Source organism: Kitasatospora sp. Xyl93 (assembly GCF_055383135.1).
The window spans coordinates 1,294,240-1,307,849 of record NZ_AP029185.1 but is presented as its reverse complement, the minus strand read 5'-3'; the positions used below and the strand labels follow the sequence as shown (position 1 = coordinate 1,307,849).

Annotated in this window: 11 protein-coding genes; 1 reads left to right on the top strand and 10 read right to left on the bottom strand. The window is 74.6% G+C overall.

What is annotated here, in order from left to right; translation table 11 throughout:
* Nucleotides 1–148 precede the first annotated feature (148 nt).
* Entirely contained in the window at nt 149–2,833 is a 2,685-nt protein-coding gene (locus tag ACZ5GH_RS05605) for a helix-turn-helix transcriptional regulator (RefSeq protein ID WP_464333615.1), read from the top strand.
* Nucleotides 2,834–2,898: 65 nt separating this feature from the next.
* Here the strand turns inward: ACZ5GH_RS05605 and ACZ5GH_RS05600 are convergent, their stop codons facing one another.
* From ACZ5GH_RS05600 to ACZ5GH_RS05555, 10 genes are all read right to left on the bottom strand, one after another.
* Nucleotides 2,899–3,834 (bottom strand): aegerolysin family protein, encoded by a 936-nt coding sequence (locus tag ACZ5GH_RS05600; RefSeq protein ID WP_387751485.1) that lies wholly within the window; start codon nt 3,832–3,834, stop codon nt 2,899–2,901.
* A 119-nt stretch (nt 3,835–3,953) separates the two neighbouring features.
* Nucleotides 3,954–4,283 carry a hypothetical protein gene (locus tag ACZ5GH_RS05595; RefSeq protein WP_387751488.1) on the bottom strand — a complete coding sequence of 110 codons (330 nt, stop codon included), beginning with the start codon at nt 4,281–4,283 and terminating at the stop codon, nt 3,954–3,956.
* Nucleotides 4,284–4,553: 270 nt separating this feature from the next.
* On the bottom strand, nt 4,554–5,513 hold the full coding sequence (locus ACZ5GH_RS05590) for an aldo/keto reductase (RefSeq protein WP_464333614.1): 960 nt from the start codon (nt 5,511–5,513) through the stop codon (nt 4,554–4,556).
* On the bottom strand, nt 5,488–6,546 hold the full coding sequence (locus ACZ5GH_RS05585; RefSeq protein ID WP_464333613.1) for a lysylphosphatidylglycerol synthase domain-containing protein: 1,059 nt from the start codon (nt 6,544–6,546) through the stop codon (nt 5,488–5,490). The genes ACZ5GH_RS05590 and ACZ5GH_RS05585 overlap by 26 nt, the downstream gene beginning before the upstream one ends.
* Before the next feature lie 38 nt (nt 6,547–6,584).
* A complete protein-coding gene (locus tag ACZ5GH_RS05580; protein ID WP_387751496.1) occupies nt 6,585–7,583 on the bottom strand; it encodes a glycosyltransferase family 2 protein in 999 nt (332 codons plus the stop codon).
* Nucleotides 7,576–8,763: an endonuclease/exonuclease/phosphatase family protein gene (locus ACZ5GH_RS05575; protein ID WP_387751499.1), complete on the bottom strand. Its 1,188-nt coding sequence runs from the start codon at nt 8,761–8,763 to the stop codon at nt 7,576–7,578. Before ACZ5GH_RS05575 ends, ACZ5GH_RS05580 begins: the two co-directional genes overlap by 8 nt.
* Nucleotides 8,757–9,770 (bottom strand): decaprenyl-phosphate phosphoribosyltransferase, encoded by a 1,014-nt coding sequence (locus ACZ5GH_RS05570; RefSeq protein WP_387751502.1) that lies wholly within the window; start codon nt 9,768–9,770, stop codon nt 8,757–8,759. The genes ACZ5GH_RS05575 and ACZ5GH_RS05570 overlap by 7 nt, the downstream gene beginning before the upstream one ends.
* Before the next feature lie 20 nt (nt 9,771–9,790).
* Nucleotides 9,791–10,888, bottom strand: a complete 1,098-nt coding sequence (locus tag ACZ5GH_RS05565) for an NAD-dependent epimerase/dehydratase family protein (RefSeq protein ID WP_464333612.1) — start codon at nt 10,886–10,888, stop codon at nt 9,791–9,793.
* The gene (locus ACZ5GH_RS05560) at nt 10,885–11,976 is read right to left on the bottom strand and encodes a glycosyltransferase family A protein (RefSeq protein ID WP_387751507.1); all 1,092 of its coding nucleotides are present in this window, start codon (nt 11,974–11,976) and stop codon (nt 10,885–10,887) included. Before ACZ5GH_RS05560 ends, ACZ5GH_RS05565 begins: the two co-directional genes overlap by 4 nt.
* Before the next feature lie 11 nt (nt 11,977–11,987).
* The gene (locus ACZ5GH_RS05555; RefSeq protein ID WP_464333611.1) at nt 11,988–13,598 is read right to left on the bottom strand and encodes a Rieske 2Fe-2S domain-containing protein; all 1,611 of its coding nucleotides are present in this window, start codon (nt 13,596–13,598) and stop codon (nt 11,988–11,990) included.
* Between the last annotated feature and the right edge of the window lie 12 nt (nt 13,599–13,610).

Here is a 13,610-nt window from a genome sequence, read left to right as displayed (position 1 = left end):
AGGCTCCGCCACGCGCGTGATCGCGCCGTTTTCCGTGCGGCGAGTCGGTTCGTGCCGTAACCGGGTGAGGATCCGACGAGGGGAGACGGTCACGGTATTCCGGTGGCGGACATTCCTGTGGTGAACAGGAAGAAGGGGATGGGATCAGATGCTCCTGGAGCGCGACGAGGTGCTGGGGGCGGCCGCGGCGGCCGCGGCCGCCGCGCGGGCGGGCAGCGGACGCTGGGTCCTGCTCTCGGCGCCGGTGGCGGGCATGGGGCGCAGCGCCGCCCTGGAGGCGATCGTCCGGCAGCAGGCGGACGGCGACGCGATGCGGGTGGGCCGCGCGCGCGGTGTGCCGGAGGAGACGGCGTTCCCGTTCGGGCTCGTCCGGCAGCTCTTCGCGGACGACGAGGCCGTCCCCTTCTCGGCGCCGGCCGGGCCGGACGAACAGCGGCTGTTCCACCGGCTGACGACACGGCTGACCCGCTCGGCCGCCGAACGGCCGACGCTGCTCGCGGTGGACGACCTCCACCACGCCGACGAGCCGTCCCGGCGCTGGATCGGCTACCTCGCCCGCCGGATCGGCGGGATCCCCGTCCTGCTGGTGGCCACCGAGCGCGCCGACCCGTGCGGTCCGGCCCCCTTCCCGGGCCCCACGGGCGTGTCCGTCGCCCTCCGCCCCCTCAGCGCGTCCGCGGTCGCCCGGATCGCCCGGGCCGCCGGCCTGGACCAGGGGTCCACCGTGACCTGCGTCGAGGCGAGCGCCGGAAACCCGGCCCTGGTACGGGCCCTCGCCGCCGACCTCGGCGACGGACGGATCCCCCGCCGACCGTCCGCCCGGTCCCGCAGCCGCTACCGCGACACGATCGCCGACTGGCTGAGGGGGGCCGATCCGTGCTTACGCCACGCCTGCCTCGCGCTCGCCGCCGCGGCCGAGGAGGGGATGCCGGCCGGCCCCGGCCTGCTCCGCCGGCTCTCCGGCCGCCGCCCGTCGTGGCGTTCCCCGGGCGAGCGGCCGGTGCGTCGCCTGAGCAGACTGCTGAGCCACCCCCTCGCGCGGCAGGCCGTCCTCGCCGCCGCGGAGCCGGAGGAGATCGCCGCACTGCGCGCCCGCATCGCGGAACTGCTCGACGAGAGCGGTGCGCCCGCGAGGGCGGTGGCCGCCCGGCTCCTGCGGGTGGACCGGCCCGGCGAGGTGTGGATGGCCCGTTCGCTGGCCGAGGCCGCCGAGGAGGCGATGCGCGCCGGCCACGTCGCGGAGTCCGCCGCGTACCTGCGCCACGCCCTGAGCGGCCCGCTCGACCCGGATCGGCGCGCCGCCCTCACCATGCGCCTCGGCGCGCTGGAACTCCCGAGCAACGCGACCGCCGGCATCCGCAGGCTCCACACCGGACTGGACCTGCACACCGATCTCCGGGACCGGGCGACCGCGGCGACCGCCCTCAGCGCGGCCCTCGTCGCCGGCCGGGACCCGGACACCGCCCTGCGGATCCTCCACCAGGCCGGCCGGGGCGCCACCGACGACGAGCTCGTCCAGGTGTTGCAGACCCTCGGCGCGTTGGTCTCCTCGCACGACGGCGACGCGTGGCGCGGCGCCGTCGCGGGCCTGCGCGCGCTCGCCCCCACGGCAGCCCCGGCCATCGAGCCGCTGGTGTGCGGACTGATCACCGAGTACGAAGCCGGAGCCGGCCTCTGCTCGGCGGCCGAGGCGCTCGCCCGGGTCCGGCCGCGGCTGGCGGCGCCGGTGGACCCGCGGCTGCGGACCGCCTGGCTGGGCAGCGCGGCCACCCTGTTGCAGTGGGCGGACCGCCTGGCGGAGGCGCGCGAGCTGACCGGCCTCTGCCTGCCCGCCCCGCCCGTCCCGCCGGATCTGACGGACGCGGGCCTCCAGAGCCTGCTCAGCGTCCGGGCCGAAGCGACGCTCTGGGCGGGCGAGTTCGAGCGGGTCGTCGCCGAGAACGCGCCCCTGGTGGAGGCGACCGCCGGGCGGGGCGTCCGGCTGCCGCACCTGGCGGCCATGGTGGCGACCGCCCGGTGCGAGACCGGGCGGCGCGCCGGGGCGTGGCAGGCCGTGGACCTCGCCGGCCCCTGCGGCAGCGACAGTTCCTGGGAGTGGAACGAACTCAGCCACGCCCGGGCCCTGTTGCACGCGGCGGACGGCGACTGGCAGGCGGCGCTCGACGACCACCTGCGCTGCGGAGCCGGCCAGAGCGCCCGTGACTTCGTCAGCCCGGTCGCCACGCCGTGGCGTTCCGGGGCGGCGCTCGCCCTGGTGCGGCTCGGGCGGCGGGAGGAGGCCCGGGAACTCGCCGAGGAGGAGCTGCGCCACGCCCGGACCTGGGGGACCGCGCGAGCCGTCGGCCGGGCGCTGCGGGCCTTCGCCGCGACCGTCGGCGGCCGAGTGGCCCTGGGGGCGCTGACGGAGGGCGCCGAGCTGCTCAGGCCGGCTTGCGCGCCGGTGGAACTCGTGGAGGTCCTGGTCGACCTGGGCCGGGCCCGGATCGGGGCGGGCAACGCCCGCAAGGGCCGCGACACGCTGCGCGAGGCGCACGCCGTGGCGCTGCGGCTGGCCGGGCCCGCCGCGGAGAACGGGGCGCCGGCCACCGGCCGACTGCTCGACCTGACGGCGCGGGCGCTGCGCGAGGGCGGGGTGCGCAACCGGAGCGCCGGGCACGAACTGACCCCCGCCGAGCGGCGGGTGGCCGAACTGGCGGCGGCGGGGCACACCAACGCCCAGATCTCCGACGCGCTCTTCCTCACCCGCCGCACCGTGGAGACGCACCTCACCAACGCCTACCGCAAGCTGCGGATCGCCCGGCGGACCCAACTGGTCGCGGTGCTGGGGCAGTAGGAGCACGCCGCTCCGCCCGGGTGCGGATGAACCCGGGCGGAGCGGCTCAGGTCAGGCCGGCGCGATCAGGACTTCGACAGGGTGAAGGAGACCGCGGCGTTGTCGCCACCGCCGCCCTGCCAGGTGCACTTGTACCCCCAGGGGGCGTCGCAGCTGTAGCTGTTGCTGCCCGTGTAGGGGTTGTTCCAGTGCACCTTCACCTTGCCCTGCTCGCCGAGGACGTCGAAGGTGACGTCGCCCTCGGTGCCGGTCATGAAGCCGTCCGACTCGCTCTCCCACTTCGCGGTGACGCCGGACTGGATCATGGACGGCGGCATCCCGTTGTCGGACCAGATCCCCCACTGCAGGCTCGCGCCGGAACGGGTGAGCAGCTTGCCCGAGTTGTTGGTGAAGTTGACGGAGGTGCTGCGGGCGGCACTGGTGAGGGCGGGGGCCTCCGCAGCGGCCGGGGACGCGGCGGCGAACGAGGCGCGCCCGATGGAGAACGAGACCGAGGTGTTGTCCCCGCTGCCGCCGCTGCGGGAACAGGTGTAGCCGTACGGGACGGTGCAGCTGTAGTCGTTGGAGCCCCAGTAGGGGTTGTTCCAGTGCAGCTTGACCTCGCCGCCGTCGGAGAGCGTGTAGGTGATGCTCCCCTCCGTCCCGGTCGCGAACCCGCAGGACTCGCTCTGCCAGGTGGCGGACTTCGAGTTGGGGACGTAGTCGGGCGGCAGCATGTCGTTCGTCCAGCAGCCGTGGTCGAGCTTCTCCCAGGTCTTGGTCAGGCCGGACCCGCTGTTGTTGGAGACGGTGACCTTCGTGGAACGGTCCGCGGTGATCCGCGGCACGCTCGCCGCCTCGCTCTCGGCGGCCGGGCGCTGCGCCGCGGAGGCCTGGGGCGCGGCCGGTGCGGCGGCCTGCGCGGACGGGGCGAGGGAGACCGCTCCGGCCGCCATCAGCAGGGCGGTGAGGGCACCGGCGGCCGTGCGGCCTAGGGCGGTGGTGGACGTCGTACGCTGCATGGGGTGACCAACTCTCTTCGTGGCGGGGCGAGCGGATGCGGCACGCTCGCCGTGGTCGGATCCGGGGGCGTCGCGGCGCGGGGCCGGCGGCGGGGGACTCGCTGGACGTGGCCGGGGACCTACTGGATGTAGAGCTCCCACCGGTACGCGCCGTCGACCCAGACCTGCTCGATCTTCTGCTTGACGGCGCTCCCGAGGCCGTACAGCACCCAGTACGCGGCCTCCGCCGCGACGTACGTGTCGTACCGGCCGGCCCACCGCCAGATGTCGATGGCCTGCGCCGAGGTGCCCTCCTGGAGGGCGGTCGGCGCGTCGGCGGGCGCCACGGCGGCGTGCGGCCGGGCGGGGGCGGCCGAAGAGGCGGCGGCGTACGCCTGGGCGGTGCCGCCGACGAGGACCGCGGCGGCGAGGGCGGCGCAGAGCGAGGCCGCGCGAATTCGCCTGTTCATGACAAATATTCCCTTCTGGACGTTCCACGCGACAGCCGGTCACCCGTGGCGGATCGGCCCGCCCCGGCTGCGGGGTGCGGTGGTGGTCACAGACTGGCAGCGACCGCCGCGCCCGGGCATCGTGGAAAACCGCGAACTTGGCGCGGTGCGCGTCCCAGGGGTGTGCGTCCCGGAAGTGCGCGTTCCCCAAGTGCGCGCGCGTCCCAGGGCTACCGGGGCCTGTCCCGCACGACAGGCCCCGGCGGCTGGGCGGAGCGCGGACCGGGTCGCTCAGGCCGCGGTGTCCAGCCGCCGGCGCTGCTCCTCGTCGAGGACGAGGTCCAACGCGCCCAGGCTCTCCTCCAGTTGGGCGACGGAGCTGGCGCCGACGACCGGGACGGTCGGCACGGGGTGGCCGATCAGCCAGGCCAGCACGACCTGGTTGACGGTGGCGCCGGTCTCCTCGGCCACCTCCGCCAGCGCGGCCAGCCGGGCCTTCGTCGACGGCTGCTCGTACTGCTCGCGCAGCGGGCGGTCGGGACGGCAGTACGAGCCGCCGAGCAGCGGGGAGTAGGCGAGCAGCGTCATCGACGGCCGCGGCGCGAGGTACCAGAGCAGCGCGTCGTCGGCGTGCTTCTGGATGCCGAAGTCCGCGTCGGGCCGCGGCCGCAGGTAGCTGTGGCGCTGCTGGACGCACCGGTAGCCGGGCCAACCCCGCTCGTCGGCGAGGTCGTTGGCGGCGGCCAGTTCGGCGGCGCCGTGGTTGCTGCAGCCGAGGGCGGTGACCTTGCCGTCGGCGACCAGCCCGGCGAAGGCGCCCATGGTCTCCTCGACCGGCGTGGCCGGGTCGGTGACGTGGGCGTAGTAGAGGTCCACCCGGTCGGTGCCGAGCCGGCGCAGGCTGCCCTCGGCGGCCTCGCGCACCGCGCGGGCGGACAGGCCCTCGATGTGCTCGGGGAAGGGCAGTCCGGGCACCGGGCGAGCGCCGACCTTGGTGGCGAGCACCAGGTCGTCGCGGTTGCCGCGGCGGGCCGTCCAACGGCCGAGCAGCTCCTCGCTCTCGTGGCCGTCGGCGCCGGGCGCCCAGAAGGCGTAGTTGTTCGAGGTGTCGATGAACGTCCCGCCGGCTTCGGTGAACCGGTCGAGGATCGCCGTCGCGGTCTCCTCGTCGACGGTGGTGCCGAAGGTCATCGCGCCGAGACAGAGCGCGCTGGCCGACTTTCCGTCAACTCCGAGGCTGCGGTACCGCATCAGTCATCCCTCCAGGGGGGTCGTCGGTGGTGTCGCCGGTCGCGGCCGGGGGTGTGCCCCGCCGGGACCGGGTCACCAGAATCATTACCCCGGCGGTGCCCAGTTCGGCCAATGTGCAGACCAGCCGGGAGACGATCGCGGCGGCGCCCGCCGTCGGGACCGGGACGACCGTCGACAGCGACAGCACCAGGACCATCTCCCGGGCGCCCAGGCCGTCCGGGAGGACGATCGTCAGCGTCCCGGCGACGGTGGCGAGCGCGAAGCCGCCGACGCAGGCCGACAACGAGCGGGCGGGCGGCCCGTCCAGGGCGACCACGATCAGCCACAGGTGCAGCCCGGCCGAGAACCAGGACAGCAGCGCCAGGGCGAGCGAGACCCGCACCGCGCGGGGCGAGTTGCGTCCGGTCGGCGGCGGTCGGCGGAACAGCCGGGCGCCGCGCTCCACCGACGCGCCGATCAGCCCCGGGCGGACCACGAAGCAGAGCAGGACGAGCACCGGCAGGGTCAGCCACCAGGTGTTCCCGCCGAGCACGGCGGGGGCGATGCCGAGCGCGGCGAGGCAGGCGGTCAGCATGGTGATGCCCAGGCTGACCACGTAGGTGGTGACCATCCGGCCGGCCGTGGCCCCGTACTCGGCGCCGAGCTGGATGTGCGCCAGCAGCCCGAAGACCGGGGTCGGGAGGAACTTGCCGAGCAGCCCGCAGAAGAAGATCCGGGCGCTGCCGAACAGCCCGACGGGCGGCCCCAGGTCGTCGAGGACGGCCCGCCAGGACAGCAGGCCGAGCAGCAGCCCGCCGACGTTCGTCAGCACGGACAGCGCCAGCAGGGCCAGGAAGCGCCCGTCCGCCATCCTGGTCACCAGGCTCCAGGCGTCGTTGCGGGCCACCGCGACCAGGCCCGCGACGCCGGCCAGCAGCAGGACGGCGGTCAGCAGGCGGTGCCGGGCCCTGGGCTGCCCCGCCGCCGTGCCCACGGCCGGCGTGCCGGCCGCAGCGCCGTCCGCCGCCGCATCGCCGGCCGGTGCGGCGCCCACCGCCGGCGCCGCGGCCGGACGCCCCCCGGACGCGCCGGTCATGACGCCCGGTGCCGCGGCCGCCGGAAGCCGCGCTCGGTGAGCGCCCGCACCGCGCCCCGGGCGACGCCCGCCACCAGCGCGGTGTGCAGCAGGAAGTGGTAGCCGACGAAGACCGGGTAGTACCGCAGCCCCTGGTCCCGCACCACGAACCGGGCCAACCCGGGGTCCGCCACCGCGAACCAGGCCACCCCCAGCGCCGGGAGGACGGCCGCCCGGGGCGTCAGGAGCAGCAGCGGCAGGCTCCCCCAGGTGGCGGCGGTGGCCAGCACGCCCGGCATCCGGTTGGCCTTGAGCGCCCCCGGGCTGAACCGGTGGGCGCCGGCGAACGCCACCAGCAGCTGCGAGCGCCGGTACTGCTCGCCGAGCAGGGCGCCCAGCCGGTCCACGTCGTCGTGCCGGCCGGTGATCCGCTCGGTCAGCAGGATCGGGTGCTTCGCCGACAGACGCTCGCTGTACTCGACGTCCTCCGACTCCCGCAGGGTCTCGTCCAGCGGGCCGATCTCCTCGAACACCGTCCGCCGGATCGCGCACATGGCGAAGAAGACGGTGCGGACCCGGCCGGTGGCCCGCCGGCGCCACCAGTACTCGTGCAGGACGCGGTAGCGCTCGACCGGCCCGTCGTCGAACAGCGCCCGCTTGCCGACCACCCCGTGGACGCAGCCGAGGTCGGGCTGTTCCTCCAGCAGGGCCACCGCGTTCCCGACCGCGTCCGGGTCCAGCGCGATGTCGGAGTCCAGGAAGAACAGGATCTCGCCGGTGCTCTCGGCCGCGCCCCGGTTGCGGGCGACGGACACCCCGCCGTTGCGCTGGGTGATCAGCCGGACCGGGTAGCGCCGGACGATCTCCGGGGAGCGGTCCGAGCTGCCGTCGTCGACGACCAGCACCTCGTGCACGGGATAGGTCTGCGCCAGCGCGGACTCGACGACCGCCGCGATGGTCTTCTCGTAGTTGTAGTTGGGGATGATCACCGACACCGTGGGTCGTGCGTCAGCCATGCGTGCCTCCCGATGCCGGCCCGGAGATCCAGGCGTCCTGGCGGAGATGGTCGGATGTGCCCTCGGGGCTGCTCAGCGCGTAGCGGTGGGTCCGGGCACCGTGCGCGGTGAACGCCCAGTCGAAGCGCCACCAGTCGTGCCAGCTGCCGGCGTCCCAGGACGTCGGCAGGACCGTGTCGCCCGCGTCCGCGGCGTCCTGGGCGAGGCCGCGCAGCACGTTGAGGTCGCCCATGCCGGCGTTGGTGTTGAAGTCGCCGGCGATGAACAGCGGGTTGGGGTTGTCCCGGACGTCCCGGAGCAGCCCGTCGAACTGCTGCCGGCGCTCCCGCTGCCGGCGGTGCACGTCGGCCGGGAAGTCCCGCGGGGGCATCCCGTAGGCGACCGGCACGAGCATGTGGACGTTGTAGAAGGAGACCACCGACCCGTTCACCGCGAGGTCGGTGCGCAGCACCTTGGCCCCGGCGAAGACCCGCGACCAGTCGCCCTCCCCGCTCGCCCGCAGCTCGCGGTCCGGGCCGACCGGCGGCTGCGCCACCACCGGGAAGCGGGAGAGCGTCACCAACTCGCCCCGGATCACGAGCTGGTAGCCGGGGAACTCGCGCCTCAGCCGGGCGGTGTCGTCCACCTCGCGGGCGCCGTCCGCGCCGGCCGAGTCGTCCCAGTGCAGGTACTCCTGGAGCAGGTAGACGTCGGCGTCCTGCGCCCTGAGGTAGGCGTAGAACCGGTCCGGGTCGACGTCGGAGCCCCAGTACTCGGTGTTCTGCGCGACGACGTGGACCGCGCCGGGCGGTACGGTCCGGTCGGCCGTCGCCGCGGCCAGGGTCAGCCCGGATTGGTCCAGTCCGACGGCGAGCGAGAGCGCGCCCATGGCGGCCGGCCAGCGCACCCGGCTGGGGCTGCGGCGCAGCCGGACGGCCAGCGCGGCCAGCAGCACCAGCAGCGGGACGCCGAGCAGCACCGGCGGGGGCGCGGAGCCGGGCACCACCCAGAACCAGGCCCGGCCGGTCAGCGCCTCCTGCAGCGCGCAGAACAGCAGCCACGCCGCGCTCGCCCCGGTCAGCAGCCGGACCGGCCAGGTGGCGGCCCGGTCGGCGAGGAACCAGGAGCGCCGGGGCCGGGGGAGGAGGCGGCGGCCGGGCCCGGGGAGCGCGGAGCGGCCGGGCCCGGGGAGCGTCACCACGACTGCACCACCAGCAGGAGGCCGAAGCCGGCCAGCCACAGCCCGCCGACCGCGAGCATGGTCCGGTCCGTGAAGAGCGTCCGGGTGGGTTCGCCGCCGCCCTCGCTGACCAGCAGGATCTGCAGGTAGCGGGCGATCGCGAAGACCGCCAGCGGGGTGGAGAGCAGGATCCGCAGCTGGCGCATGCCGCCGGCCGCGGCGTCGCTCTGCAGGAAGGACACGTAGGCGAGCACGGTCACCGACGCGGCGAAGGTGACCATGCTGTTCAGGAACGGGACGGAGTAGGCGCGCAGGGCCGGCCGGTGCAGCTCGGAGGGCCCGCCCTGGACCGACGTCAGTTCGTGCCGGCGTTTGCCGAAGCCCAGCAGGATGCAGACCGAGAAGACGCAGAGCAGGAACCACGAGGAGATCGAGACCGACGCCGCCATGGCGCCGGCGCAGACCCTCAGCACGAAGCCGGTGGCGATGACGAAGACGTCGACCACCGAGACGTGCTTGAGGACGAAGCTGTACAGGATGTTGGTGACCGCGTAGACGAGCACGGGGACCGCGGCGGCCCCCGCGGTCGCCGATCCGGCCAGCAGGGCGAGGTAGAGGACGGCGCCGAGCACGACGGCGGCCGGGACCGGCACGGCCCCGGAGGCGATCGGGCGGTGGCGCTTGACCGGGTGGCGGCGGTCCCGCTCCCGGTCGGCGAGGTCGTTGACGACGTAGGTGGCCGAGGAGGCGAGGACGAACAGCACCAGGACGGGCAGCGCGCCGACGACCGCCGGCCACGGCGAGGTGCCGGACTCCAGCAGCGGCAGCACCAGGACGACCGCGTTCTTCGCCCACTGGTGCGGTCGGACCAGCCGGACCAGGCCGCGCACCAGCGCGCCGCGTCCGGGCTTCCGGGGTGACGCGCCGGGCCCGTCGGGCGGTTCGGCGGTCGGGGGGCCGGTGTCCCCGTCGGGCGGATGGACCGGCGGGCCGACCAGGCCCTCGCGGTACTCGCTCGCAGTACTCACTTCCGTTCCCTTCGCTGCTGTCAGAAGAGGACCTTGACCGTGCGCAGGGCACCCTCGCGCCAGCGGTCGGAGTGCGTCCGGCCGGTGGTTCCGGCCACGGTGGACCGGTTCTCGCGGTACCAGGTGAAGCTGCGCCCGATGGCGGTCGCGTTGGAGTGGCGGGGGGTGAAACCGAGCACCTCGCGGGCGTCGGTGATGTCGACGCAGGAGTCCCGGGTGAGCTTCTGGACGAGGCGGCCGTAGACCGGTGACAGCCGCAGCGCGGCCAGCGTCCGCAGGGCCGCCTTCGCCGGGCCGAGCGGCAGCGGGACGACGCGTCTGCCGTGGCCGGCGAGGTCCAGGACGACCTGGCAGTCCTCGCGGAACGAGCCGTACTCGGCCGCGCCGACGTTGAACTCCCGGTTGATCCGCTCGCCCGGCATGGTGAGCATCGCGGTCACCAGGTCGCAGAGGTCCTCGACGTCCAGCATCTGGTTGAGGGTGTGGCCGCCGCCGAGGACGGGGAAGCCGCGGCCGTCCAGCGCCCAGTCGAAGAGCATCGCGAACACGCCGAGCCGGCCCGGGCCGATGAAGGTCTTCGGGCGCAGCACGGGCACGCACATGCCCCGGTTCCGGTGGTCGGCGCACAGCCGCTCGGCGGCGATCTTCGCGGCGTTGTACGGGTCGACCGGGACGAGCGGGTGGGACTCCGGGGTCGGCGTGCGCTCCGGCAGGCCGTACACCGCGGTGGAGGAGATGTGCAGCACCCGGTCGGTCCCGGCCCGCCGGGCGGCGTCCAGGACGGTGCGGGTGCCGTCGACGTCCACTGAGCGGATCTCCGCCGCCGGGTGGCTCGGCAGCGCGGCGGCGCCGTGCACCACCACGTCCGCCTCGGCCGTCAGCCGGCCGAGCAGGGTGCGGTCCCGGACGTCGCCGACCACCGCCTCCACGGAGGGCAGGGCGGCGAGTGCGGGCGGCAGCGGGCGGCGGTCGAGGGCGACCACCCGGTGCCCGGGCGAGCTTCCGAGCCGGCGGACCAGGGCGCTGCCGAGGAAGCCCGCCGCGCCGGTGAGCAGGACGCGCTGGGGGCGGGCGGCGGGTCGGGGGGTGTCGGCGGGTCGGGCGGTGTCGGGGGTCACGGGCGGCCTGCCGGCCCGCTCGGGAGCGGGTTCCGGCCCGCGCCGGGTGCCGCCGACGAGGCACCGGCGGCTGGACCGGCGCCCGCTGGCGGCAGTTGACGCCGGTACAGCCGCCGGAACCGCGGGCTCAGCAGCCACTGGCCGGCGCCGACCGCCGCGCCCGCGGTCACCGCGGTGCCCGCCGCGAAGTGCAGGGCGGTGTACGCGACGGTGGTCGCGACCCCGCGTTCGCGGACCAGGAAGGCGTGGAAGCCGCGGTCGGCGAGCACGGCGCCGGCCGCCAGCGCGGCGGTGACCGGAAGCGTCCGGCGGGACACCAGGGCCAGCGGCAGCGAGGCCGTCGCGCCGGCCGCGGCGAGCGCGGCGAAGGCCCGGGAGCGGGTCTCGAATCCGCGCATGAAGCCCCGGTGGTCGACGTAGAGCGGCACCCGCAGCCGCGCCCGCCGGAACAGCTTGCGGACCAGGGCGGACAGCCGCTCCTCGTCGTTGTGCCGCCCGACCACCGCGGAGCTGAGCTCGATCCGGTGGGTGGCCGACAACCGTACGCCGAAGTCGATCTCCTCGGTCTGGCGCAGGGCCGGGTTCAGCCCGCCGGAGTCCAGGAACAGCGACCGGCGGATGGCCGCCAGGGCCGAGAACCAGGGGGTGACGGTGCCTTCGGAGCTGATCCGCCAGTAGTACGACTGGAGGATCCGGTAGTCCCCGACCCGGGTGGTCGGCAGCAGCGGGTGCTTGTCGGTGATGCCGCACACCGATCCGACCTCCGGGTCGGCGGCCAGCCGCTCCACGGCGGCGGCGACCGAGGTCGGGGACAGGCCGACGTCGGCGTCCAGGAAGAACACGATCTCGCCGCGGGCCTCCCGGGCACCGCGGTTGCGGGTCTCGGCGGGGCCGGAGTTGCGCTCCTGGCGGACCAGCCGGCACGGGTACCGCTCGGCGACCAGGGCCGAGTCGTCGGTGCTGGCGTCGTCGACCACGACGATCTCGACGTTGGGGTAGGTCTGGGCGGTCACCGCCTCCAGGCAGGCGGGCAGCGTGCGGGCGTCGTTGTAGAGCGGGATGACCACCGACACCAGGGGAAGGGTCATGACAGTCCTGTTCAGGCCGCGGGGATCTCGGGCAGGTCCGGGTCATCGTCGGACGGGTTCACCCGCGCCTCGCTGATGATCTTCCGGTCGTCACTGGTCAGGCAGCGGCCGGTGGCCAGGTCGAACTCCCAGTCGTGCAGCCGGCAGGTGAGCACGCCGTCCCGGTGGGAGCCGAACCGGACCAGGTCCGCCTTGAGGTGGGGGCAGAGCCGCTGGACGACGTAGTCGCCGGCCCGGGCGCGCTCCTCGGTCTGGCTCAACTCCGCGTAGTAGCCCTCGACGTAGGACATCCGCTCGGTCGAGAGGGAGGCGAAGAAGGTGGTCACGAACTCGTTGAAGGGCCCCTTGCGGGCCGCCTTGAAACGGCAGGACAGGAACAGCTCGTTCGCCCAGTCGGGGCAGCGTTCGGCGACCAGCCGTTCCACCAGCGGCCGGGGCAGCTCGAAGCGGTAGCGGCACTCCTCGCCCGCCCAGCGGGACACCCGGCGGTCCAGGAAGTCGAACAGGATCTGCTCGGTGCCCGCGCCCGGGGCCCCGGCCGCGTCCGCGCCGTCCACCACCTCGACCAGGACCCGGCCGTTGACGCCCTCGCAGGTGTGGTCGGCGTACCGCAGCAGCGGCTCCACCCACTCCTGGAGGCTCGTCAGCAGGTCGGTGCGGTCGGTCGGCCAGCCGGCCTTCTCCGTGCGGATCCGCTCGGCCCGGCGGGCCTGGTAGTCGCGCAGGTAGCCGGTGCGGTCGTCGCGGATCCGGGCGACCGTCCGCTCGTCGACCTGCTCCAGCCGGAAGCCTCGGTCCGGGCCCAACTCGGTGACGGTGCCGGGCAGGAACAGGTGGGCGTTGGCCACCCCGTGCTCGCGCAGGAAGTCGAGGAACACCCACTGGTCGGGGAAGATGTTGGCGTCGTCGCCGTCCAGGTCGTTGAGGTGGAAGAGCTCCTCGTCGAGGAAGCAGGGTGGCCCGGCGAACGGGAAGACGTGCTCGGCGCCGTACTGCTCGACGTAGTTCAGCGCGCGGGCCATGCCGTTGCGGCGCTTGCGGCGGCCGACGGTCTGCTTCATCCGGGCGGGGAAGTCGTACACCATCGGGTACCAGATCGCCCCGGAGTACTGGAGGAAGTGCCCGGCGAGCGGCCCGAAGGACCTGATCCGGGGCTCGTCGACCGGGCGGGCGTCGTTCTGGTTGAGGATCCTGGTGCCGTTGTCGTCGACCAGGATCGCGGAGTCGCCGATCGGGCCGTCGGTCGGCGAGGTGAGCGCGTTGACCATCACCCGGACGCCGCCGTCCAGCGGGGTCGGTTCGAGGTCCCGGGTCTGCACGAAGTGGCGGAAGCCGAGGTCCTCCAGGGACGTCCGCAGGTCGCGGACCGGGAAGTCCGGCAGCAGCACCACGGTGTCCTTGGACATCCGGGTCCGCAGCCACTCGGCGTCGAAGTGGTCGTGGTGGAGGTGGGAGACGTACAGGTACTCCGCGGTGTGCAGCTGGGCCGTGTCCATCGCCTCGTTGTCGGGGAACGGGAACCAGGAGGCGAAGAAGGCCGGGTTGAACCAGGGGTCGCACAGGATGCGCCCGGCACTGGTCTCCACGAGCAGGCCGGCGTGGCCGACGGATGTGATGCGCATGAGTCTCCAAAG

Coding starts and splice junctions, on each gene's coding strand:
- ACZ5GH_RS05605 (WP_464333615.1), top strand. CDS start 149: ATGCTCCTGGAGCGCGACGAGGTGCTGGGGGCGGCCGCGGCGGCCGCG.
- ACZ5GH_RS05600 (WP_387751485.1), bottom strand. CDS start 3,834: ATGCAGCGTACGACGTCCACCACCGCCCTAGGCCGCACGGCCGCCGGT.
- ACZ5GH_RS05595 (WP_387751488.1), bottom strand. CDS start 4,283: ATGAACAGGCGAATTCGCGCGGCCTCGCTCTGCGCCGCCCTCGCCGCC.
- ACZ5GH_RS05590 (WP_464333614.1), bottom strand. CDS start 5,513: ATGCGGTACCGCAGCCTCGGAGTTGACGGAAAGTCGGCCAGCGCGCTC.
- ACZ5GH_RS05580 (WP_387751496.1), bottom strand. CDS start 7,583: ATGGCTGACGCACGACCCACGGTGTCGGTGATCATCCCCAACTACAAC.
- ACZ5GH_RS05560 (WP_387751507.1), bottom strand. CDS start 11,976: ATGACCCTTCCCCTGGTGTCGGTGGTCATCCCGCTCTACAACGACGCC.
- ACZ5GH_RS05555 (WP_464333611.1), bottom strand. CDS start 13,598: ATGCGCATCACATCCGTCGGCCACGCCGGCCTGCTCGTGGAGACCAGT.